Source organism: Flavobacterium sp. LHD-85, assembly GCF_030929595.1.
In the GTDB taxonomy this organism is placed as follows: Bacteria; Bacteroidota; Bacteroidia; order Flavobacteriales; family Flavobacteriaceae; genus Flavobacterium.
Genome location: NZ_JAVFVR010000001.1, coordinates 349,967 through 373,694 on the forward strand (window position 1 = coordinate 349,967; position 23,728 = coordinate 373,694).

The window sequence follows — 23,728 nt, forward strand, 5'->3', positions numbered from 1 at the left end:
AAATCTCGCAAAGACGCTAAGTCGCAAAGAATATTAAACTTTGCGTCTCTGCGACTTTGCGAGAACTATTTTACACCAGAATCTAAAGCTTGAAAAAAGCTCACTTGCTTTTTACCTTCTTATATGATTTTTCTTTTCTATAAGAAAACAGGACTAATTTATATTTACTTATATCACTTATATGGTTCAAAAAACAAAATGATAAATCTGCTCCACGCCATAAATCACAAGACCAATAACCCCACCAACTAAAGTCCCGTTGATTCTGATATATTGAAGATCTTTACCTATTTCTAGTTCTAATTTTTCAGAAACCTCTTTCCCATCCCAACTTTTTACGGTTGACGAAATCAAATCTCCAATTACTTTTTTGTTGTTTAAAAGGACCGATAATAAATCATTTTTTATAAAAGTGTTAATTTTATCAATCATAGCAGGATCTTCTTTAATTCCGTTTCCGAAAGTTTGAATTAAATTTGAAATGCTATTTTTTATTGAAGAATCATCGCCTTTATTCAAATCATTTGTGATGGACAATTTTATTTCATCCCAAATCCCGTTGATATAATCCTGAACCTCTTTTTTTCCAACAAAACCCAAAATCATATCGTTGATTTTGACTCTCATCTCTTCAGAGTTTTTTACTTTTTCCAGAAAGTTAAAAATATACTCATCAATTTTTAAACGCACCGCACTTTCAGGTTTTTTGGCTTCATTTAGAAAATCCTGCAAGCCATTAAAAACACCTTCTGTTATGCTTTTATCAGCCAAGCCAAAACTTAATAGTGGTGTCGAAGCTTTAACTTTTTGCCTAATTAAATCTTTATTGTTAGCTAATTCAGTGCTCATTACTTCTAGAAGATTCGTTAGCATCTGATTTTTTAAATTCCCTTTTTGCAAAGGTTCTAGTGCCAATGCCACCCAATCTCCAAAATTAATTTCCTCTATTTTTTCTTTAAATTGAACCTGAATAAATCTTTTGACATCTTCGTCTTTAATAGTTCGTAAAATCCCCGGAATGATATTTACTGCAACAACATCAGCTATTTTATTGGCATTTTCTTCGTGTGAAATCCAATCTGAAGCTTTAACTGCAAAATTAAATTCGTCCAATTTAACCTCCATTTTTTCGCGATCTAGAAATTCCTCAGAAACAAAATTTCCTAGATTCTCTCCAATTTCATTTTTCTTGGTCGGAATAATTGCCGTATGCCAAATCGGAATTCCCATTGGGTGGCGAAAAAGTGCCACAACAGCAAACCAATCGGCTATTCCGCCTACCATTGCAGCTTCGCTAAAAGCCTGCAGCATCGGAATTTTAAAATAAATAGCAATTAAAAACAATAGCACTGCAATACCCAAAAGTCCTAAAGCATTTCGCTTCATTTTCTTAAGAGCTTTTACTTTGGCAATATCTCGATCTATAATAGTCTCCATAATTATAAGCGTTTGTATTACTAATTTACGGCTTTTTTCTGGAGATATTAGTTTTGCCACGAATTCCACCAATTTTCACTAATTGCTTTTGCTTTAAAATTTTGACCAAATCATTCGTGCAAATTCGCGAAATTCGTGGCTAAAAATTTTGCGCAAAAAATGAGATAAAAGTTGTATTTTTGCCAACTGAAAATGGAAAAAATATGATTATCCAAAAAACTAGAGAGGAAATCGAATTGATGCGCGAAAGTGCTTTAATCGTATCAAAAACATTAGGAATGATTGCTTCTGAAATTAAAGAAGGAGTTACAACATTATATCTTGACAAATTAGCAGAAGAATTTATTCGTGATCACGGTGCAGTTCCAAGTTTCCTGGGATTGTACGATTTCCCGAATTCGCTTTGCATGAGTCCAAACGCTCAGGTTGTTCATGGTATTCCTAACAATACACCTCTTAAAAATGGTGACGTTATTTCGGTTGACTGCGGGGCTTTTAAAAATGGTTTCCACGGAGATCATGCATACAGTTTCGAAATTGGAGAAGTTGCACCTGAAGTTAAAAAACTTTTACGTGTTACTAAAGAATCTCTTTACGTTGGAATTAGAGAATTTAGAGCAGGAAATCGTGTAGAAGATGTTGGAAATGCTATTCAAAAATATACTGAAGCTCACGGTTACGGAGTAGTTCGTGAATTGGTTGGACATGGTGTTGGGCAAAAAATGCACGAAGAACCAGAAATGCCAAACTACGGAAAACGCGGACGCGGAAAGCTTTTTGTTGAAGGAATGGTTGTAGCAATCGAACCTATGATTAATATGGGAACCAGAAACATAAAACAGCTTAAAGATGGCTGGACAATCTTGACTGCTGACGGAAAACCTAGCGCACATTTTGAGCACGACGTAGCTTTAATTGATGGAAAACCTGAATTATTATCGACTTTTAAGTACATCTACAAAGCTCTTGGAATCGAGAGTAACGAAGAAGATGAATTCAGACAAGTGCCTTTGGTGTTATAACACAAATTTCACGAATTAACACGAAATATATTTTGTCGAAATTTCACAGAAATGAAAAAATGAAGAATGAGTGATTTGTATTTAAAAGAAGAATCCTATAAAATTATTGGGATTTGTATGGAAGTCCATAAAATTCTAGGAAAAGGACATAGTGAAAAGGTTTATGGTGATGCTTTAGAATATGAATTTAAACGAAATGAAATTCCTTATAATCGAGAATTAAGATATAATATCACTTATAAAGACATTATATTACCGAGTTACTATTTTGCAGATTTTGTAATTTTTGATGAAATTATTTTAGAACTTAAAGCAATTACATCATTGACAACAAGTGAGATAAAACAAACATTAAATTATTTGGCTGCATCAAAAAACAAACTTGGTTTATTAGTCAATTTTGGAGAAGACAGCCTTAAGTACAAAAGAATAATATTATAACCCAAATCAAAGTTCGTGAAATTTCACCACAACGATAATTCGTGGCAATCTGTGAAATTCGTGTTCAAATTTATTTAACTGTGAAAAAACTTTTCAAATTAGTTTTAAATACAATCCCGCGTCCAATATTAATTCGTTTGAGTTATGTGGCGCGTCCAATTTTAGCTTTCTCTTTAAAAGGAGATAAATTTACAGATCCAATTGACGGAAAAAGCTTTAAATCGTTTTTGCCTTACGGATACGGAAAACAGCGTAATAATGTACTTTCTCCAAGCACACTTTCTCTAGAGAGACACCGTTTACTTTGGCTGTATTTAAACGATCAGACTGATTTTTTTACAGCACCAAAAAAAGTATTGCATTTTGCTCCGGAACAAGCTTTCTACAAGAGATTTCGCAAGCAAAAAAACTTAGATTACACTACAACTGATTTGCTTTCGCCTTTGGCAGATGTAAAAGCAGATATCTGCAATTTGCCTTTCAAAGACAATGAATATGACGTTATTTTATGCAATCACGTTTTAGAGCATATTCCAGATGACACAAAAGCAATGCAGGAATTATACAGAGTTTTAAAACCTGGCGGAATGGCAATTTTACAGATTCCTCAGGATTTATCTCGCGAAGTTACTTTTGCTGATGATTCGATTACAGACCAGAAAGAACGCGCAAAAATCTTCGGACAATACGATCATGTTCGTGTTTACGGACGCGATTATTTCGATAAATTAAGAAGCATTGGATTTATTGTAATTGAAGAAGATTACACCAATAAAATTGCACCAGAATTGGTTGAAAAATACTGTTTAGCAAAAGGCGAGATTATTCCGCTTTGCTTTAAACAGGAAAACTAACTTTTTCACCATATAAGTGATATAAGTTCATCTAAAAGGAGTTTTCAGAATAGTAATAATTTGAAAACTCCTTTTATTTTTTTTGCCAAAATCTAAATTACAAGCCTAACCAAATCCCTAAACCTTGGAACCTACAAAATCCTTTCAGTTCTGCTTTGATATCAGTTTTGAAAAAAATCTCAATGCCTATATCCCAACAGCGTATATTGTCGAAAATACAAGCGAAATCAAATATCTTGACAAAAAAGCAACCAAAGGCGTGCTTGAGAGTTTTGGCGTTGATCATGAAACTTTAGATCACAATTCAAAAAAGATTCTTGCTATTTGCGAATCTTTAAAACCTGAGTTTGTATTTAAAAAATTTAGCGCAAAAGTAAAATCAGCGAAGACGATTGCTGATTTACAGAAAGACTCGAAAATTGATTTTGCCATTCGTCAGCATTTAAAAATTAATTTAAGTCCGTTTTACAGTCTAATTGTTCAAGAACAATACCCACTATCTCTTAATTTAGGACCAGAAAAGGATTTTTATCGTTCAAGAGTCAGCATCGATCCTCTAGATTTTGAACCGCAGATTCAATTCGACAAACATTCTGAAGGAATCACTTATACCCTATCATTAAAAGAAAATGAAACTACATTTCTACCAATGGATAATAAAGTTGAGATTCTTTCTGATGAACCAGGCTGGCTGATTGTCAATAAAAAACTAGGACAATTAAAAGAGCTGAACGGTAAAAAACTAACCCCTTTTTTAAAGAAAAAATCAATCGAGATTCCTTCAAAATTGGTCGATGATTATTTTAAAAATTTCATTCCGGAAATTGCTAAAAAAATTGACATTGAAGCCAATGGTTTTGAAATCGAACTTCGAGATCAAATTGCTTCCTGTACAATTCAGCCTATATTTGATTTCTTTAAAAACTGTTATTATCTCAATCTTTATTTTGATTATAACGGATATATTTTTGACGGAAGCAAAACTAAAAAAACACATTCGTTTGTAGATTTTAGCGTAGCAAACGAGCCACGAATAATTCAGTTTAAACGAAGTGCTGGTGAAAATTTATACATCGAAAAACTTTCCGAAATTGGTTTAGAAATAATCAAAAATGAATTGTTTGGATTAAATTCTGATGTTGAAAGTACAGATCCTTATATCAATATTCAATTGATTATCGATAATAAAGAAAAACTGAAGGAGCTTGGTTTCAAAATTGAAAATCTAAAACTGGAAAGCAAAGAAATCATCACTGAAAGCCATACCATTTCTGCTTCTAAAGAAACAACTGGAGATTGGTTTGATATTAAAATCATCATCACGGTTGGAAATTATAAAATCAATTTCAGTGAGATTATTCCAAACATAAAAAGCAAAGAAAGACTTTTTGCATTGCCTGATGGAAACTACTTTTTGATTCCGCTAGAATGGTTTAGTAAATATGGTTCTTTGGCGAAATTGGCTAAAGCAGAAAATGGCGTATTGCTTTTACGTAAAAGCAACTTTACGGCTCTTGACGGAATTTCAGAAATTGACAGTGATTTAGATCAAATTCATCAAGCTGAATTTACAGCTTCAGATTTAATAAAGGCAACTTTAAGACCGTATCAAGTTGATGGAGTAAAATGGCTATTAGGGCATTTCAATTCCAACATGGGCGCATGTCTGGCTGATGATATGGGACTTGGAAAAACCTTGCAAACTTTATCCGTTTTGGTTTCGGTGCAAGAACAATTAGGTTTTACCACCAAAACTACCAATTTTGATTTATTTGCCAACGAAACCACTATAGAAAGGGAACCTCTTAAAGCTTTGATTGTTCTTCCTTCCTCGTTAGTTTTTAACTGGTTTAATGAAGCCGGAAAGTTTACACCTCACTTTTCGAAAATGCAATATGTTGGAAATGACAGAAAATCATTAGCAAGCAGAATCAATTCAACCGATTTGATTTTTACAAGTTACAGCATCATTCACAGAGATATTTCTATTTTAGAAAAATACGATTTCCGTTATTTGATTTTGGACGAAAGCCAATACATCAAAAACAAAAATTCTAAGATTTTTAAAGCCATAAATAAAATAAGCACCGGACATAAAATCGCTTTGAGCGGTACACCGATCGAAAATTCGCTTGACGATTTATGGTCACAAATGCAGTTTATCAATCCGGAGATTTTAGGAAGTTATGCTTTTTTCATGGAAAATTTTAAAAATCCGATTGAGAAGAAACAGAATGAAGAAGTTTTATCCGAATTAAAAAACCTCATCGCTCCCTATATTTTAAGAAGAACCAAAGAGCAGGTTTTAAAAGATCTTCCTGAATTGACAGAGCAGATTTATTATTGCGATATGGATCCTGAACAGGAAAAACTATACGAAAAAGAAAAATCTAAAGCTCGTAATTTCTTGCTCAAAACAGACGGATCTCCAGACAAAATCAGCATTATCAATACTTTGATGAAATTGCGCCAATTGAGTAATCACCCAAAAATGGTCGATCAGGAATCTGAAATTGATTCTGGAAAATTCATTGCCGTTACTAATTATCTTGAAAATTTAGTCAAAGCAAAACAGAAAGTAATTATTTTCAGTTCATTTGTTACCAATTTGAATTTCTATACTGATTGGTGTAAAGAAAACAAAATCGAGTTTTGTGAAATTACTGGAGAAACGCCTGCAGACAAAAGAGAACAGCAAGTGAAGATATTTCAGGAAAAAGAAAATCCGCTGTTATTCTTTATTTCACTAAAAGCTGGCGGAGTTGGTTTGAATATTACAAAAGCTTCTTATGTTTTATTCTTAGATCCTTGGTGGAATCCTTTTGCCGAAAAACAAGGTGTTGGCCGAGCACATAGAATTGGGCAAATGAATAAAGTAAACGTAATTCGATTTATTTCGAAAAACACAGTTGAGGAAAAAATCATCAAACTGCAGGAAAACAAAAAATTATTGTCTGACTCACTTTTAGAAGAAAGTTATATTAATGATGAAATTGAAGGTAACTTAGAGTATATTTTGGGCTCTTAATTGTTAAACCCAATAGATTGGCATCTTTTTCGTTGTATAAAATTGTTATATTTACAAATCTTACAACGAAATACGATGCCAAAATTTTTATATACAAGCTTTATTTTCCTTTTTATTTTCACTTTAGCGAAAGCTCAAGAAAAAGAAATTGACCCTCCTTACAATATCAAAACTGTCTCTTTTATTCAGAATGGCAGTAATGTTGCACCAATTTTCGAATTAGGTTCTCCATTTACCTTTCAATTTGATGATTTGTTTGGTAATGAAGCCAATTACTACTTCGAAGTTATCCATTGCGATTATAACTGGTTTCCAACAGATATTCCAAAAACAGATTATATTTTCGGAATGGATAACCAAAGAATTACAGATTTTTCTAATTCGTTCAATACACTGCAGGTATATACGCATTATAGACTTTCTTTCCCCAATCAGTTTACGCAGCTACTGAAGATTTCTGGCAATTACATGCTACGAATTTTAAATGAAGATAGAGAACTCGTTTTCTCAAGAAAATTTATTTTGCATGAAAATCATTGTACCGTTGGAATACAAGTAAAAAGGAGTCGTAATCTGAGTAATATTGATTACAAGCAGAACTTAGATTTTGCTATTTTATCCAATGATATTGCGTTTCAAACTCCATTGCAAAATGTAAAAGTGCTTTTACTGCAAAACGGAAATTTTCATACCGAGATAAAAAATATTGTTCCTCAATATACTATTGGCAATCAGCTAGTTTATAAATATGATAAAGAAACCCAGTTTTGGGGCGGAAATGAGTTTTTGTATTTTGAAAACAAAGACATTAGAGCTGCCAGTAATAATGTAGCCAAAATAGGCTCAAGCAATGACATTTACAATGCGTTTTTGTACACCAATGCCGCAAGAGGAAATCAGATTTATACTAATTATGAAGATGTAAACGGAAATTTTGTTGTTAAGAACATCAACGGTTCCAACAATGATATTGAAGCCGATTATGCTTGGGTTTATTTTACCCTTTCTGCTCCTGCTTTTAGAATGAACAAAGACATTTATATTTCAGGAATGTTTAACAATTACAGTCTTTCTCCAGAATACAAAATGGATTACAATAACGACAAAGGAGTTTTTGAAAAAGCCATTATGATCAAGCAAGGTTTTACTAATTTTCAGTATACCGTTGCAGATAAAAAAGGCGTAGTTGATTTTGAAAATGCCATTGACGGAAACTTTTATCAGACTGAAAACGAGTACACCATCTTGGTGTATTACAAAGAAGCAACCGATCGTTATCAGCGTGTTATTGGAAAAGGAAATGCAAACTCTATCAATATAGTCAATTAAAACAATGTTAAGGTTTTAGTTTAAACGATTTTTTTTCGTAGCTTTGCCTCTATAACACTCACATATATACGGCGTTAGTATGGTTTCTCAAATTACACGAGGCATAAAAATATCTGTTTTGACTAGTTTTGAAGGTACATACTTCAAAAACTACAAGATTCATTTTGCTTTTAGCTACGTAGTTACCATCGAAAATCATAGTAAAGATTCTGTACAATTAACTTCTCGCCATTGGGAAATTTTTGATTCTTTAAACGATTTAGAAGTTGTAGATGGTGAAGGTGTAATTGGTAAAAAACCAGTTTTAAAACCTGGTGAAAACCATACTTACAGTTCTGGCTGTTTATTATCGTCTCCTTACGGCGCAATGAAAGGTCATTTCAACATGATCAATTTTACTACTACAAAAACATTCAAAGTAATTGTTCCTACTTTTAGAATGTGTGCTCCTTTTGCATTAAATTAAGATATAGTTTACAACTATTGCTTTTATCGTTATCTTAATCATAAAATTGTCAATTTATTAATTTATCCTTTGTACTTTTGTGCAGCATTAGATTATTCGTAACAAAACAAATCGTCTAACTTTAAATTGTCTAATTCACAAAATTTTAAATAACATGCTTAAAGGATTTTTTCATGTACCAAAAGCGGTAAACGAGCCTGTAAAGAGCTACGCACCAAACTCACCAGAAAAAGCTGCTGTACAGGCTGCTTATACCACAATGTGGAATTCTCAAATTGACGTTCCTTTATATATTGGAAACGAAGAAATTAGAACTGGAAATACAAGAAACATTACAGCTCCACACGATCACAAACACGTTGTTGGAAAATACCATTTAGCTGAAAAACAACATATCGAAAAAGCAATTGCAAATGCACTTGAATCAAGAAAAGCATGGGCAAACTTAGCATGGGAACAGCGTGCTGCAATTTTCTTAAAAGCTGCTGAACTTATCGCTGGACCATACAGAGCTCGCATTAACGCTGCTACAATGATTGGTCAGTCTAAAAATATTCACCAAGCAGAAATTGATGCTTCTTGCGAATTAATCGACTTTTTACGTTACAATGTTGAGTTTATGACTCAAATCTACAACGATCAGCCAAAATCTGATTCTTCAGTTTGGAACCGTGTAGAATACAGACCTCTTGAAGGTTTTGTTTACGCAATTACTCCTTTCAACTTTACTGCAATCGCTGCAAACCTTCCTGCAAGTGCTGCAATGATGGGTAACGTTGTGGTTTGGAAACCAAGTGATAGCCAAGTGTTTTCTACAAAAATTATCTTAGAAGTTTTCAAAGAAGCTGGAGTTCCTGATGGAGTTATCAACGTAGTTTTTGGAGATGCTTTAATGATTACAGATACTGTTTTAGCTAGCCGTGATTTTGCTGGTGTTCACTTTACAGGATCAACTCATGTATTTAAAGATATTTGGGCTAAAATTGGTGCAAACATTCACAATTACAAAACATACCCAAGAATTGTTGGTGAAACAGGAGGTAAAGATTTTATCATCGCTCACCCAAGCGCAAATGTAAAACAAGTAGTTACAGGAATTACTCGTGGAGCTTTCGAATTCCAAGGACAAAAATGTTCTGCAGCTTCTAGAGCTTATATTCCACAAAGTTTATGGCCAGCTGTAAAAGAACAGTTAGTTGCTGATGTAAAATCTATGAAAATGGGGTCTCCAGAAGATTTTGGAAATTTCATTACAGCAGTAATCCACGAAGGTTCTTTTGATAAATTAGCAAGTTATATTGACCAAGCTAAAAAAGATGCTGACGCTGAAATTATCGTTGGAGGAAACTATGATAAATCTGTAGGTTACTTTATTGAGCCAACAGTTATTGTAACTACAAATCCTAAATATACTACAATGGAAACTGAGTTGTTCGGACCAGTTATCACTATTTATGTTTACGAAGATGCGAAATGGGAAGAAACTCTTGAATTAGTTGACACTACATCTGAGTACGCTTTAACAGGAGCTGTATTTAGCCAAGATCGTTACGCTATTGAAGTAGCTACTACTAAATTGCAAAACTCTGCTGGTAACTTCTACATCAATGACAAACCAACTGGAGCTGTTGTAGGAATGCAACCATTTGGTGGAGCAAGAGCTTCTGGAACTAACGATAAAGCAGGTTCTGCATTGAACTTATTACGTTGGGCTTCTCCAAGAACTATCAAAGAAACATTTGTAACTCCTGAAGATTACAGATATCCTTTCTTAGGTTAATCTAATTTAAAAGTTATAAATCTGACTATATATAAAAGGCCAATCCTCTTTGAAGATTGGCTTTTTGCTTTTAATTACAATAGTATTTTAAATATTTTGTAATACTTTTCTTATTTATTTAAAAATCAATACTTTAAAAGTTTTAAATACCTTATTTTGATACTTTTAAAACTTTTTTTTCCCATTCAAAAAAACTCATCCTCCTACTTTTGTTCCGATATTAAAAGTTGCAATAAATTAACAGCATAAGTATGAGAAATTTAAACAATGTTCCTAAAGTTATTATGGAATCTAGAAGTATTGGACATCCCATTGATTATAAATGGACAAAAAAGAAAATAAATAATCTTTTAGATCCTATAGAAGGAAATGAAGACCTTGAAGAAGCCTTAATGCAAATAAATCATAAAGGTTCTATAGGTCTAACGGCGGCATTACTAGAATGGGTTTACTGGCGTTTTACAGGTTATACTCAAACAACTAATGACACGCAAAAACGTATTGAAGCACTTTGGTGCTCTATTAGCAATCGTGAGCAAACAAATCCTTTATTATTTGATACCGATTTTGAAGTACCCGCAACTGGCTCTGTAAATGGTGCGCTTTGGATTGCATTAATGAATGTGAGACTGATAGATGTAAGATATCGTAAAGGTTCTTACTTTTTGCAAAATGACCTTGTAGGATTGGTATTATTGGCACGTCATATTACGCCAAAAAAGAAAAACTTCGACAATTGGTTTGCCCACACCATCATCAACTTAACTCGCTCACATCCTAATCCATACAAAAATGATGCTTTAGATGAAACTGATGAAGCCATATACAACTCTTCAAACGAGCCTGTAATTTGCAGAGAGTTTTTCTTCGATGAAAAATTCAAATACTCTGCGGAAGCTTCAGAAGATGCTATTCATGCTTTTATTGATAATTTAGATTGTAAAGCAAACAGCTTTATAAATCTTCCTAAAAAGGCTTCATAATTTTAAACTTTAGCATTGTTCAAAAAAATAACCCGAGTAGAATTTTCCAATCGGGTTATTTATTATTTAAGGTTTAAATTTTAAAGGAAGATGAACCACTTTCTTTGTTTCAAAAAATTCGTCATCGAATATTTCTGCCAAATCATACAAAGTCGCATTAGGAAAATCTTTTAGTTCTTCTGTTAGATCACCCCCTTTTAAATATAGTATTCCATTTTTCAACATGTGTTTATGCTGTTTCTTGATTTTGTCTTTAATCCACGAAACAAAATCCGGCATATTGGTCACGGCACGGCTTACAATAAAGTCGAAATCACCCTTTACCAATTCAGCGCGTTTTTGTTCTGCTTTTACGTTCTTTAGCTCAAGTGCATCAACAACGCCTTGAACCACTTTTATTTTTTTTGTTATAACATCAATCAAATAAAAACGGGTTTCAGGAAAAAGAATTGCTAACGGAATACCAGGAAATCCACCGCCTGTTCCAACATCCAAAACTGTTGCTCCAGGCTCGAATTTCATGATTTTAGCAATTCCTAATGAATGTAAAATGTGTTTTGTATATAATGAATCAATGTCTTTGCGCGAAATAACATTGATTTTTTCATTCCAATCGTGGTATAAAAAGTCTAATTTTTGAAACTGTTCGATTTGAAGATCGGTCAAATTGGGAAAATATTTCAATATCTCATCCATTGCTGTAAATTTTTAACAAAAGTACTACTTTACGATTGAAATATTTAACTCAATTTTGCAAATTGAGAATTTATAATAATTACCTTTGAAACCTATTTAAATTAATTATGAATAACACGGCTCCAACTTTTGCACGGCAAGACAATTTAAAGTTTTTTAGAACGCTTAACTCTCGCGTTAACAATTACTTTAAAGAAAATAATATCAAGAAAACCGGAAACTGGAAGTTACACTTAAAAGCTGTTATTCTATTTGCTGTTTTTCTAACTCCATATTTTTTAATTCTTACTCTCGAAATGCCATTTTGGCTAATGCTATTATTATCTGTTGTAATGGGCGTAGGAATGGCTGGTGTTGGAATGAACGTAATGCACGATGGTAACCATGGTTCCTACTCTACTAAAAGTTGGATCAATAAATTTATGGGTGGTACAATCTACGTTTTGGCCGGAAATGTCTACAACTGGCAAGTACAGCATAATGTATTGCATCATACTTATACTAATATTCCAGGGCATGACGAGGATTTAGATGCAGGAAGGATTATTCGTTTTACAGAACATGCTGAATGGCATCGTTTTCACCGTTTTCAACATTACTACTCTGTTTTCTTATACGGTTTACTGACTTTCAATTGGGCTTTAACAACCGACTTTAAGCAGATGAGAAACTATTTAAAGAGAAAACTATCTTATGGTGAGCCAAAAAATCCAAAAATTTTATGGACAACACTTATCATTACTAAAATGATTTATGTTTCAATCTGGATTGTTTTACCAATTGTAATTGGAATTACTTGGTGGAAAGTACTTGTTGGCTTTTTTGCAATGCACTACACAGCCGGATTAATCTTAAGTATAGTTTTTCAATTAGCACACGTAGTTGACCATACTACAAATCCAACTCCAAATGATTTAGGAGAAATGGATAATACTTGGGCGATTCACCAATTGTACACCACAACTAACTTTGCTCCTAAAAATGCAATTGTAAACTGGTATACTGGCGGATTGAATCATCAAATCGAACATCATATTTTTCCAAATATCAGTCATATTCATTATGGTAAAATTGCAAAAATCGTAAAAGAAACAGCAAAAGAATGCAACTTGCCTTATTACGAATACAAAACAATGCGAAGTGCCGTTGTTGCTCACTTTAAGCATTTACGCAATTTAGGAATGAAACCTGAATTATCAGTTTAGAAACTAGAAAAAAATCTATTAATAATTAACCTTCCTTAATTGACAGCAAATTAAGGACATCAAAAATTTTATAATGAATCATATTCTTTCGGACAGAATCAACAACCTTGCGACATCGCAAACTTTAGCAATGGCCGCTTTGGCAAGAGAATTAAAAGCACAAGGAAAAGACATTATCAGCTTAAGTTTAGGGGAACCTGACTTCAACACACCAGACTTCATTAAAGAAGCAGTAATAAAAGCAGTAAACGAAAATTATAGCACTTATTCTCCAGTAGAAGGTTACTTAGAATTAAGAGAAGCAATTTGCAGAAAATTCAAAAGAGACAATAATTTAGAGTACAAACCAACTCAAATCGTAGTTTCTACAGGAGCAAAACAATCATTATACAACATTGCACAAGTAATGTTAAACGAGGGTGACGAAGTTATTTTACCAGCACCTTACTGGGTTTCTTATTTCGAAATCGTAAAACTTTCTGGCGGAGTTCCAGTTGAAGTTCCAACTTCAGTTGAAACAGATTTCAAAATGACACCAGAGCAATTAGAAGCGGCAATCACACCAAAAACAAAAATGATGTGGTTCTCTTCTCCATGTAATCCTTCAGGATCTGTTTACAGCAGAGAAGAATTAACAGCATTAGCAAAAGTTCTAGAAAAACACCCAAATATTTATGTAGTTTCAGATGAAATTTATGAGCACATCAATTTCTCGGGAACTTTCTGCAGCATTGGTTCAATCCCAGGAATGTTAGAAAAAACAATCACTGTAAACGGAGTTGCAAAAGCATTTGCTATGACAGGATACAGAATTGGTTATATCGGAGCTCCTGAATTTATTGCAAAAGCATGTACAAAAATTCAAGGACAAGTAACTTCTGGAGCAAATTCTGTGGCTCAACGCGCTACAATCACTGCAGTAGATGCTGATCCAAGCGTTTTAAACCACATGGTTGAGGCTTTCCACGGACGTAGAGATTTAGTGGTTGGATTATTAAAAGAAATTCCTGGAGTAAAAATCAACGTTCCAGAAGGTGCATTCTATGTATTCCCAGACGTTTCATCTTTCTTCGGAAAAACTTTAAAAGGACACGAAATTAAAGATGCAAATGACGTTTCTATGTATCTTTTAGCTGAAGCTAATGTTGCAACAGTAACTGGAGACGCTTTCGGAAATCCAAACTGTATTCGTTTCTCTTATGCAACAAGCAACGATATTTTAAAAGAAGCATTACGCAGAATCAAAGAAGCTTTGACTGCATAAAAATATTCGAAAGTTTATTAAAACGGCTTAAGGTTCAAAAGTTTCATCACTTTTATACTTTAAGCTGTTTTTTTTATGAAGTTATTTTGGGCATGAGCCTGTCCCGATAGCTATCGGGAGGCTATCAGCTACAAGTCCTCGCACTTCCTTCGTCAGGCTGTGGGCTTTCCACTTCTATCCCTCACGCAAACCGTAAACGAGAAAAATTCGTTTTCAAAAGAAAACAATATCTGGTTCAATTGCCTCCCGCTTCAGCTGGAGGTTATAATTAAACTTCTATATAGGCTTTAGCCAAACTATGCATTCGGCTAAAGCCACTTACTTGATTCATTTTACTTCCTCCAGCTAAAGCTGGAGGCAATTGAAACAAAAAACAGTTTCAAAATTCCCATTCTACAATATTATAAAACCACGATTGTAATTCTGTAAAACAAAGCACTTAATAAATTGCAAACTTTGTAACATATTAATTTCAAAAATTATATGTCATGATACATACGGAAGAAACCACACATGAAACCATTAAAACTCTTGAAGGATTAATTTCAATTCTTGAAGATGGAAAACTAGGATATACAGATGCAGCCGAACATGTAGAAAATCCAGCCATGAAAACCGACTTTCTTGAATATGCCCGCGAGCGAGCCTTATTTATTATAGAACTGCAAAATCTAATCAACAAACTAGGAAAATCTACAGACACTTCTGGTGGTGGACCGCTTGGAGCCCTACACCGCGCTTGGATTGATATTAAATCGGCATTTACTGGCGGCGACACAGAATCTATTATAAATGCTTGTATTACAGGTGAAGAAGCTGCTGTTGAAAAATACAAAAAAGCACTCGAAGAAAATCATTTAGAACACGATCAAGTGTATATCATTTCAAAACAATTAAACAGTATTCAAAATACTTTATCACAAATTAAAATGAGAGCAAATTAATCGATCGATTCATGCTTTTTTTTTGAAAACTGCTCGGTCTTCGGATCGGGTGGTTTTTTTGTTTGAAAGATTAGCACAAAACCATTTTCCTGGCGTCAGGAAAATGGCAAACCAATTATAGTATAATTAAACCAGAATTAACAACTATCGCTTATCATCATTCCATATTAAGTTAACAATTTCAAAAAAATCGCTTCATCACTAGCAAACTCAAATAATTTATTAGACCTTTGCACACTTTTTTTCGGGAATACCACAAAAGTCTAAAGTTTTAGAAATGAAGAAGAAAATCGAAATATTAGCTCCTGCTAGAGATTTAATTGGAGGAATCGCTGCCATAAATAGTGGTGGCGATGCTGTATATATTGGTGCACCACAATTTGGAGCACGTTCTAATGCCAACAACTCTATTGAAGATGTTGCTGAACTCGTAAAATACGCGCACTTATTTAACGCACAGGTTTTTGTAGTTATGAATACCATTTTGTACGACAATGAATTAGAAACTTGTCGTGCTATGATTTGGGAACTATACGATATTGGCGTAGATGCTTTGATTATCCAAGACATGGCGATTATGGAAATGGACTTGCCTCCTATCGTACTTCACGCCAGTACACAAGCCAATAATCGTGATGCCGATAAAATTAAATTCTTAAAAGACGCTGGTATTAAACGTGTAGTTTTAGCACGTGAATTAAACCTGCATCAAATTAAAACAATATACGACGAAGCTGATGTTGAATTAGAGTTTTTCGTAACTGGAGCTTTATGTGTTTCATTTAGCGGAAACTGTTATATGAGCGTCGCTAACGGAGAACGTAGCGCCAACCGTGGTTCTTGTGCACAAAACTGCCGTTTACCTTATAACTTAATCGACGGAAACGGAGATACTTTAATCAGAAACAGCCACTTGCTTTCGATTAAAGATTTAGACGTTTCAGATCAGATTCCAAATTTAATTGAAGCGGGAATCGTTTCTTTCAAAATTGAAGGAAGATTAAAAGACGTTGCTTATGTTAAAAACAACGTATCTTATCTACGTCAAAAATTAGACAGCTATCTAGAAGGAAGCGATAAATACATCAAAGCTTCTTCTGGAAAATGCACCTATACTTTCGATTCTACTTTAAGCAGAACTTTCAATCGTGGTTATACTGATTATTTCGTAAACGAAAGACACAGCTCAATTGGTTCTTGGGAAAGCCCAAAATCAAAAGGTCAATATATCGGTAAATTAATTAGAACTGTTGGAAACGCTTACGAAATCGAAAACGGCGAATTATTAAACAACGGTGACGGACTTTGTTTCATCAACGAAAATAACGAAGCTGACGGAATCTACGTAAACAAAGCCGAAAACGGAAAAGTTTATCCAAACGTTTTAAAAGAAATCAAAGACGGAACTTTCATCTATAGAAATAACGACGCCGCTTTCATCAAAATTGTAGAGAGAGAAGACAGTGCGATCCGTAAAATCGGAACTACTTTATTACTTACCGAAAACGAGAACGGTTTTGAGTTAATCGCAACCGACGAAGACGGAAACGTAAGTACAGTAAAATTAGAGCATCCGAAAGAAAAAACGAAAACAGGCGAATCAATCGAAGAAAACATCAAAGTTCAATTGGCAAAAACAGGTTTTACACCTTACAGCGCCGATGAAATCAATGTTATGTTCTCTGAGAACTGGTTCCTTCCTATTTCAAAAATCAACGAAATGAGAAGAAATGTTTTCGAACAATTATCAGAAATTCGTTTGGCAAATTACGTTCGTGAAGAGCACCAATTAGTTAAAACATCACATCCATATCCAGAAACCAAATTGGATTTCATGTACAATGTTTCGAACAAAACCGCTCGTAAATTCTACGAACGTCACGGTGTTACTGAAATCGAAAAAGCTTTCGAATTGCAATGGGATCCAGGAAAATCTCGTGTAATGACAACCAAATATTGCATTAAATACGAATTGAAAAAATGCCCGATTCACCAAAAAGATATAGTGGGCGTTAAAGTAAAAGAACCTTTAGTTTTAAAACAGGGCGAATTGGAATACAAACTAAAATTCAACTGCAAACCCTGCGAAATGGAAATCTGGGAAAAAGATGCCGAATTTGAAATTGAAGAAGATCATTTTCACTAAAAAAGTTTAAGCGCAAAGAATTACGCAAAGGTTCGCAAAGATTATTTTAAAATCTTTGCGAACCTTTTTATTTTGGGCGTGTCCCTCCGGGTCGGGCTATCGGCTACAAGTCCTCGCACTTCCTTCGTCAGGCTCCGGGCTTTCCACTTCTATCCCTCACGCAAACGGTTTTATAAGAGAGTTTTCGTTTTTCCAGTATTCATATACACACAATCTTGTCATTTCGAGGAACGAGAAATCTTCGCAAGTAACTCCGTTCCAATAAGCCAATCTTTATAGAGCTACTCGTGGAGATTTCTCGTTCCTCGAAATGACAAACTGTGTGGTTACTTTGTCTTAAAACTAAAATCTAGTACAAAATTAAATCTCCTGAATCTGCAAAATCTGCGTAAAAAATTCTCTGCGCCTTTTTTTAACTTTAAAACAAAAACTTAGCGCTCTTTGCGTTCCCGATAGCTATCGGGATTGCGAACTTTGCGGTTAAAAGCTTTTTCCCTACATTTACTACTCAAACAATACACTACTCCAAAATGAAAATACTACTCCTCGGTTCAGGCGAATTGGGTAAAGAATTTGTTATTGCCGCACAACGAATCGGACAAACCATAATTGCAGTTGATAGTTACGAAAACGCACCAGCAATGCAAGTCGCACACGGCTTTGAAGTAATCAATATGCTCGACGGCGAAGCACTTGACCGAATCGTAGCCAAACACCAACCTGATTTTATTGTTCCCGAAATAGAAGCCATTCGTACTGAACGTTTTTACGATTACGAAAAACAAGGAATTACCGTAGTTCCTTCAGCGAAAGCGGCCAACTTCACCATGAATCGTAAAGCTATTCGTGATTTAGCCGCAAAAGAACTTGGTTTGAGAACTGCAAAATACGAATACGCAACATCTGCAGAAGAACTTCAAAAAGCGGTTCAGGCAGTTGGAATTCCATGCGTAGTAAAACCTTTAATGTCTTCGTCTGGAAAAGGGCAATCGACTATCAAAACAGAAAATGATATCGAAAAAGCGTGGCAATATGCCGTTGCAGGTTCGCGTGGTGATGTTATCGAAGTTATTGTAGAAGCTTTTGTAAATTTCCATTCTGAAATTACACTTTTAACGATTACTCAAAATAACAATCCAACTTTGTTTTGCGCTCCAATTGGACACAGACAAGAACGTGGCGATTATCAGGAAAGCTGGCAGCCTGCTTTGGTTTCAGAAAAAGATTTGTATGAAGCTCAAGATATGGCCGAAAAAATTACTGAAGCACTTGGCGGTGCTGGACTTTTTGGCGTTGAATTTTTCCTAACAAATGAAGGCGTTTATTTCTCTGAACTTTCTCCTCGTCCTCATGATACCGGAATGGTAACTTTGGCTGGAACTCAGAATTTCAACGAATTCGAATTACATTTAAGAGCCATTTTAAGTCTTCCAATTTTCGAAATTACTTTAGAAAAAGCTGGAGCAAGTGCTGTAATTTTGGCATCAGAAGATTCTGCAAACCCAACTTTTACTGGAATCGAAAAAGTAGCCGCTTTACCAAAAACCGATTTCAGAATTTTCGGAAAACCGACATCAAGACCTTACCGCAGAATGGGAGTTGTTTTAAGCCATGATACACTTTCGACTCCAATTAACGAAGTAACAGAACGCGCCAAAGAAACAACAAAATTAATAATTGTAAATTCGTAGAATTAAATTAAAAATTTTCTTTAACACATAGAAACATAGATTTTAATTCTAATAAAAAAGGGAAAAGAAAAAACAAGTTTTCACACATAGCTATGTGCATTGAAACAAGTGAAACGCCTTTATATACAAAGCAGAACTATGATTCTATGTGTTTACATACACACAACAAATTAACTATAAATTCTTAACTATGAAAAATATACTTTTAGCGACTTTCCTTTTTATTGGAATCGCAGTACAAGCGCAAGACAAAAAGAAATTTGACAAACCAACAGTCGTTGAAGCTTCATGCGGAGAATGTCAATTTGGAATGAAAGGCAAAAGCTGTGATCTTGCCGTTCGTATTGATGGAAAATCATATTTCGTTGACGGAACAACAATTCACGATCACGGTGATGCTCACGCTGAAAAAGGTTTCTGCAACGCAATCAGCAAGGCTTTAGTTACGGGAGAGATCAAAGGAGACAGATTCAAAGCAACTTCATTTACTTTAATCGACGATAAAAAATAATGGCATTAATTCTAGAAAATATTGCTAAACACGTTTCTCTGACACCAGAAGAACAAGCGCTTTTTTTATCCAAACTCGAAACCAACACTTACAAAGCCAAAACGGTTTTATTAAACGCTGGTGAAGTCTGCAAACATTCCTATTTTGTAAATTCAGGTATTTTAAGAAGTTTCAACATCAACGATAATATTGTAGAACATGTACTTTCTTTTGCTTGCGAAGGCTGGTGGATGAGTGATATGTACAGTTATTTTTCGCAAAAACCAGGACAACTTTTTATTGAAGTTTTAGAAGAAGCTGAAGTGGTTTCTTTATCCAAAGAAAATCAGGAGCAATTGTATCTTGAAATTCCGAAACTGGAACGTTTTTTCAGAATCTTAATTGAAAACTCTTTAGTAGCAAATCAGCAACGATTAATGGACAACTTGAGTTTGCCTGCGGAAGAGCGTTTTGAAAAATTTACTAAAAAATACGGAACATTGGTTCACAAAGTTCCTCAAAAACAAATCGCTTCTTTCATTGGGGTAACACCAGAATTCTTTAGCAAAATGAAAGCTCGTCTTTTAAAGAAATAAAGTTTTTTTGCCACAGATTTCACAGATTAAAGTGATTTTTTTTCGCCACGAATTTCACAAATTTTCACGAATTTTATTTCAATTTAATTTGTGAAATTCGTGGCGACATTTTTTTAATCCTTTCAATCTGTGAAATCTGCGGCTAAAAAAAACACGGCTCAAAAATGAACCGTGCATAGTGAATTAAAATTGCTCAACCTCAGTAGAATGTTCCATTGCGGTTATAGCTGATTTTCCTAACATCACCGTATTTTGAACAGCATCGAAATATGAAGTTCCTACGAAAGCCTGATGTTTTACGGCTCTGAATCCGTTTTTCTGCAAAGCGAATTCACGTTCCTGCAATTCAGAGTATCCTGCCATTCCTCGTTCTTTGTAGGCTTTAGACAATTCGAACATGCTCGTATTCAAAGCGTGAAATCCTGCTAAAGTGATGAATTGAAAACTATATCCCATTGCAGCTAAATCTTCTCTGAACGTTTCCATTTCGGCAACTGATAATTTTGCTGCCCAATTGAAAGACGGAGAACAATTATACGCCAGCATTTTATCTGGGAATTCTTTTTTCATTGCTTTTGCAAACTTTCTCGCATAATCCAAATCCGGATTACTGGTTTCCATCCAAATTAAATCGGCATAAGGCGCGTAGCTTAAACCTCTAGCAATTCCTTGGTCGATTCCGTTTTTTACATAGAAGAAACCTTCCGCTGTTTTTTCTCCCGTTAGAAATTTTCTATCTCTTGGATCTGCATCGCTTGTCAATAAATTAGCTGCATCAGCATCTGTTCTTGCCACAATTAAAGTAGAAACACCCATAACATCTGAAGCCAATCTAGCCGCAATCAATTTGTTAATGGCTTCTTGAGTTGGCACCAAAACTTTTCCGCCTAAGTGCCCACATTTTTTAGCAGAACTTAATTGATCTTCAAAATGAACTCCAGAAGCTCCGGCTTCAATCATTGATTTCATTAGTTCGAAAGCATTTAGGTTTCCGCCAAAACCTGCTTCGGCATCGGCTACAATTGGAACTAAATAATCTTTTTTATCTTCAATATTATTTACAGTCTGAATCTGATCGGCACGTAATAAAGCGTTGTTGATCTTTTTTACCACCATCGGAACGCTATTTACCGGATAAAGCGATTGATCAGGATACATTTCTCCCGCCAGATTTGCATCAGCAGCAACCTGCCAGCCGCTTAAGTAAATTGCTTCTAAACCCGCATCGACTTCCTGAATCGCCTGATTTCCAGTCAATGCTCCCAAACCTGCAACATAATCCTGACTTTTTAACTTTCTCCATAATTTCTCTGCACCCATTTTTGCAATAGAATGCTCTATTTTATAAGACCCTTGAAGCGTTACTACTTCACTCGCAGTGTATGGACGCTCTACTCCTTTCCATCTCGGGTTCGTAATCCAATCGTTAATCAATTCCTGAATTCTGTCTTCTGTTGTTTTCATAAATGATATAGTTAAGTTGGTTAGTAAGTAAATTAGTGTTATGTGATTTCCTGGAAGGTCTTTTTTTGACCTTGTAGGTATTTGCATTCTCGATCAAAATACCTACAAGGTTTTCAAAACCTTGCAGGAATTCAAATCAATTCTTTTATAAATACTTATAGCAAGGAATAGTTAGGAAATCCACAAAATGCAGGTTCACAACCAGTCTTTCCAGTAATTTTTCGGCTAATGGAAATTGCTGTTTTTCGTGATTTTCTTCTCCTAACTCTTCTTTAATTTTTCGGCATTCATCTAAAGCCAATTCATGATAATACGCTAAGTCCAATTTTCGTCCGTTATCCAAAATCACTTTATTCTGAAGCCATTGCCACAATTGCGATCTCGAAATTTCAGCTGTTGCCGCATCTTCCATCAAATTATGAAGCGCTGCTGCGCCTTGTCCGTTCAACCATGAAGCCAAATATAAAACCGCAACATTGATGTTTTTTCGAACGCCATTTTCTGTGATTAATCCAATTGGCGGTTCGATTAAATCGGCTTCTGTAATTTTTCGATGTTCTCTTTTAATATGAATCTGATTTGGAGTTGGCATTCCTTTATCAAAAACTTCTTTTGCAATGGTAACCAAATCTGGATGCGCCACCCAGGTTCCATCATGACCATTTCGAACTTCGCGTTCTTTATCGGTTTTTACTTTCGCGAAAGCGATAGCATTTGCTTCTTCATTATTACGAATCGGAATCTGCGCTGCCATTCCACCGATAGCATGAATTCCTCTTTTATGGCATCTTTGGATAACCAAATTTGAATACGCATTCATAAAAGGCGAAGTCATATTTACCTGATCGCGATCTGGAACTATGAACTTTGGATTTTTTCTGAACTTTTTAATGTAAGAGAAAATATAATCCCAGCGTCCGCAGTTCAAACCAACAATGTGCTCTTTCAATTCGTAAATGATTTCATCCAACTGAAAACTTGCTGTTATGGTTTCAATTAAAACCGTCACTTTTATAGTTCCGCGTTTCAGATTCAGATAATCTTCAGTAAAATCAATTACATTATTCCACCAGCGTGCTTCCAGATAATGTTCCAATTTCGGAATGTAGAAATAAGGCCCCGAATTGTTTTCTAAAAGTTTTTTATGATTATGAAAAACATACAAACCAAAATCTACCAAAGAACCCGAAACTTCTTTTCCTTCAATCAAAACATGTTTTTCAGGCAGATGCAAACCTCTCGGGCGAACAATCAGTGTTCCAATTTTTTCGTTTAAATGATACGATTTCTGCTTCACCAAATCGGTAAACGTGATGGTTCTGTTTACAGCATCTATTAAATTCATTTGTCCATCCATCAGGTTTTGCCAAGTTGGCGAAGTGCTGTCTTCAAAATCGGCCATAAAAGTTTTGGCACCAGAATTCAGAGCATTGATAATCATTTTGCGGTCAACTGGTCCAGTAATTTCAACTCTTCTATCCTGTAAATCTTTCGGAATTTCTCCAGCTGTCCAATTACTTTCTCTGATGCTTTTGGTTTCCGGAATAAAAACCGGCATGATTCCCTGATCAAAAGTGACTTGTTTCTGTTCTCTCTGTAAAAGCAATAATTTTCTTTGCGATTCAAACTTTTTGTGCAATTCGATAATAAACGCAGTCGCTTCTTCGGTCCAGATTTTTGGATAAGCAAGCTTTTTGTCGGCTAGGAATTCTATAGCCATTTCAGTGATCTCTAATTGGTTTTTCATAGCTGCAGATTTTATTTTTTAATTTTAAAAAACAGATTCTCTGTTTATTATTTTCATTTCATCAAAACGACTCAATCATAACTAATTCATAATTAACAAGTTTCAACGATACAATGTTATAAAAAAGTTTTTTACAAAACAAGCG

Annotated in this window: 19 protein-coding genes; 15 read left to right on the forward strand and 4 right to left on the reverse strand. The window is 34.6% G+C overall.

Annotation, left to right across the window (positions count from 1 at the left end):
* Positions 1-186: 186 nt before the first annotated feature.
* Positions 187-1,437 carry a DUF445 domain-containing protein gene (locus tag RB618_RS01550; RefSeq protein ID WP_308067185.1) on the reverse strand — a complete coding sequence of 417 codons (1,251 nt, stop codon included), beginning with the start codon at positions 1,435-1,437 and terminating at the stop codon, positions 187-189.
* A gap of 203 nt (positions 1,438-1,640) precedes the next feature.
* On the opposite strand from RB618_RS01550, the gene map reads away from it, so the two are divergent.
* The 8 genes from map (at position 1,641) to RB618_RS01590 (ending at position 11,340) form a co-directional block, all read left to right on the forward strand.
* On the forward strand, positions 1,641-2,459 hold the full coding sequence (map, locus tag RB618_RS01555; RefSeq protein ID WP_308067186.1) for a type I methionyl aminopeptidase: 819 nt from the start codon (positions 1,641-1,643) through the stop codon (positions 2,457-2,459).
* 66 nt (positions 2,460-2,525) lie between these two features.
* On the forward strand, positions 2,526-2,900 hold the full coding sequence (locus tag RB618_RS01560; RefSeq protein WP_308067187.1) for a GxxExxY protein: 375 nt from the start codon (positions 2,526-2,528) through the stop codon (positions 2,898-2,900).
* Between the two features lie 80 nt (positions 2,901-2,980).
* Positions 2,981-3,754, forward strand: coding sequence for a class I SAM-dependent methyltransferase (locus RB618_RS01565; protein ID WP_119789342.1), 774 nt, complete (start codon positions 2,981-2,983; stop codon positions 3,752-3,754).
* Positions 3,755-3,878: 124 nt separating this feature from the next.
* The gene (locus RB618_RS01570) at positions 3,879-6,782 is read left to right on the forward strand and encodes a DEAD/DEAH box helicase (protein WP_308067188.1); all 2,904 of its coding nucleotides are present in this window, start codon (positions 3,879-3,881) and stop codon (positions 6,780-6,782) included.
* Between the two features lie 75 nt (positions 6,783-6,857).
* On the forward strand, positions 6,858-8,111 hold the full coding sequence (locus tag RB618_RS01575) for a DUF5103 domain-containing protein (RefSeq protein ID WP_308067189.1): 1,254 nt from the start codon (positions 6,858-6,860) through the stop codon (positions 8,109-8,111).
* A 79-nt stretch (positions 8,112-8,190) separates the two neighbouring features.
* Positions 8,191-8,577, forward strand: coding sequence for a Co2+/Mg2+ efflux protein ApaG (apaG, locus tag RB618_RS01580; protein WP_008467225.1), 387 nt, complete (start codon positions 8,191-8,193; stop codon positions 8,575-8,577).
* A 154-nt stretch (positions 8,578-8,731) separates the two neighbouring features.
* On the forward strand, positions 8,732-10,357 hold the full coding sequence (gene pruA / locus RB618_RS01585; protein ID WP_308067190.1) for an L-glutamate gamma-semialdehyde dehydrogenase: 1,626 nt from the start codon (positions 8,732-8,734) through the stop codon (positions 10,355-10,357).
* A gap of 251 nt (positions 10,358-10,608) precedes the next feature.
* The gene (locus tag RB618_RS01590; protein ID WP_308067191.1) at positions 10,609-11,340 is read left to right on the forward strand and encodes a hypothetical protein; all 732 of its coding nucleotides are present in this window, start codon (positions 10,609-10,611) and stop codon (positions 11,338-11,340) included.
* A gap of 66 nt (positions 11,341-11,406) precedes the next feature.
* Here the strand turns inward: RB618_RS01590 and rsmG are convergent, their stop codons facing one another.
* The gene (rsmG, locus tag RB618_RS01595) at positions 11,407-12,036 is read right to left on the reverse strand and encodes a 16S rRNA (guanine(527)-N(7))-methyltransferase RsmG (protein WP_308067192.1); all 630 of its coding nucleotides are present in this window, start codon (positions 12,034-12,036) and stop codon (positions 11,407-11,409) included.
* A gap of 107 nt (positions 12,037-12,143) precedes the next feature.
* On the opposite strand from rsmG, the gene RB618_RS01600 reads away from it, so the two are divergent.
* The 7 genes from RB618_RS01600 (at position 12,144) to RB618_RS01630 (ending at position 20,372) form a co-directional block, all read left to right on the forward strand.
* Positions 12,144-13,241 (forward strand): acyl-CoA desaturase, encoded by a 1,098-nt coding sequence (locus tag RB618_RS01600; RefSeq protein ID WP_308067193.1) that lies wholly within the window; start codon positions 12,144-12,146, stop codon positions 13,239-13,241.
* A 73-nt stretch (positions 13,242-13,314) separates the two neighbouring features.
* The gene (locus tag RB618_RS01605; protein ID WP_308067194.1) at positions 13,315-14,505 is read left to right on the forward strand and encodes a pyridoxal phosphate-dependent aminotransferase; all 1,191 of its coding nucleotides are present in this window, start codon (positions 13,315-13,317) and stop codon (positions 14,503-14,505) included.
* A 488-nt stretch (positions 14,506-14,993) separates the two neighbouring features.
* Positions 14,994-15,449: a PA2169 family four-helix-bundle protein gene (locus RB618_RS01610; protein ID WP_308067195.1), complete on the forward strand. Its 456-nt coding sequence runs from the start codon at positions 14,994-14,996 to the stop codon at positions 15,447-15,449.
* Positions 15,450-15,726: 277 nt separating this feature from the next.
* Positions 15,727-17,595, forward strand: a complete 1,869-nt coding sequence (locus tag RB618_RS01615) for a U32 family peptidase (RefSeq protein ID WP_308067196.1) — start codon at positions 15,727-15,729, stop codon at positions 17,593-17,595.
* 530 nt (positions 17,596-18,125) lie between these two features.
* Complete coding sequence (gene purT / locus RB618_RS01620) at positions 18,126-19,286, forward strand: formate-dependent phosphoribosylglycinamide formyltransferase (RefSeq protein WP_374121099.1); 1,161 nt, start codon at positions 18,126-18,128, stop codon at positions 19,284-19,286.
* Positions 19,287-19,476: 190 nt separating this feature from the next.
* Complete coding sequence (locus tag RB618_RS01625; RefSeq protein WP_008467236.1) at positions 19,477-19,797, forward strand: DUF6370 family protein; 321 nt, start codon at positions 19,477-19,479, stop codon at positions 19,795-19,797.
* Positions 19,797-20,372 carry a Crp/Fnr family transcriptional regulator gene (locus RB618_RS01630; RefSeq protein WP_201998470.1) on the forward strand — a complete coding sequence of 192 codons (576 nt, stop codon included), beginning with the start codon at positions 19,797-19,799 and terminating at the stop codon, positions 20,370-20,372. Before RB618_RS01625 ends, RB618_RS01630 begins: the two co-directional genes overlap by 1 nt.
* A gap of 183 nt (positions 20,373-20,555) precedes the next feature.
* Here the strand turns inward: RB618_RS01630 and aceA are convergent, their stop codons facing one another.
* Entirely contained in the window at positions 20,556-21,836 is a 1,281-nt protein-coding gene (aceA, locus tag RB618_RS01635; RefSeq protein ID WP_274255451.1) for an isocitrate lyase, read from the reverse strand.
* A gap of 145 nt (positions 21,837-21,981) precedes the next feature.
* The gene (gene aceB / locus RB618_RS01640) at positions 21,982-23,583 is read right to left on the reverse strand and encodes a malate synthase A (protein ID WP_308067197.1); all 1,602 of its coding nucleotides are present in this window, start codon (positions 23,581-23,583) and stop codon (positions 21,982-21,984) included.
* Positions 23,584-23,728: the final 145 nt, after the last annotated feature.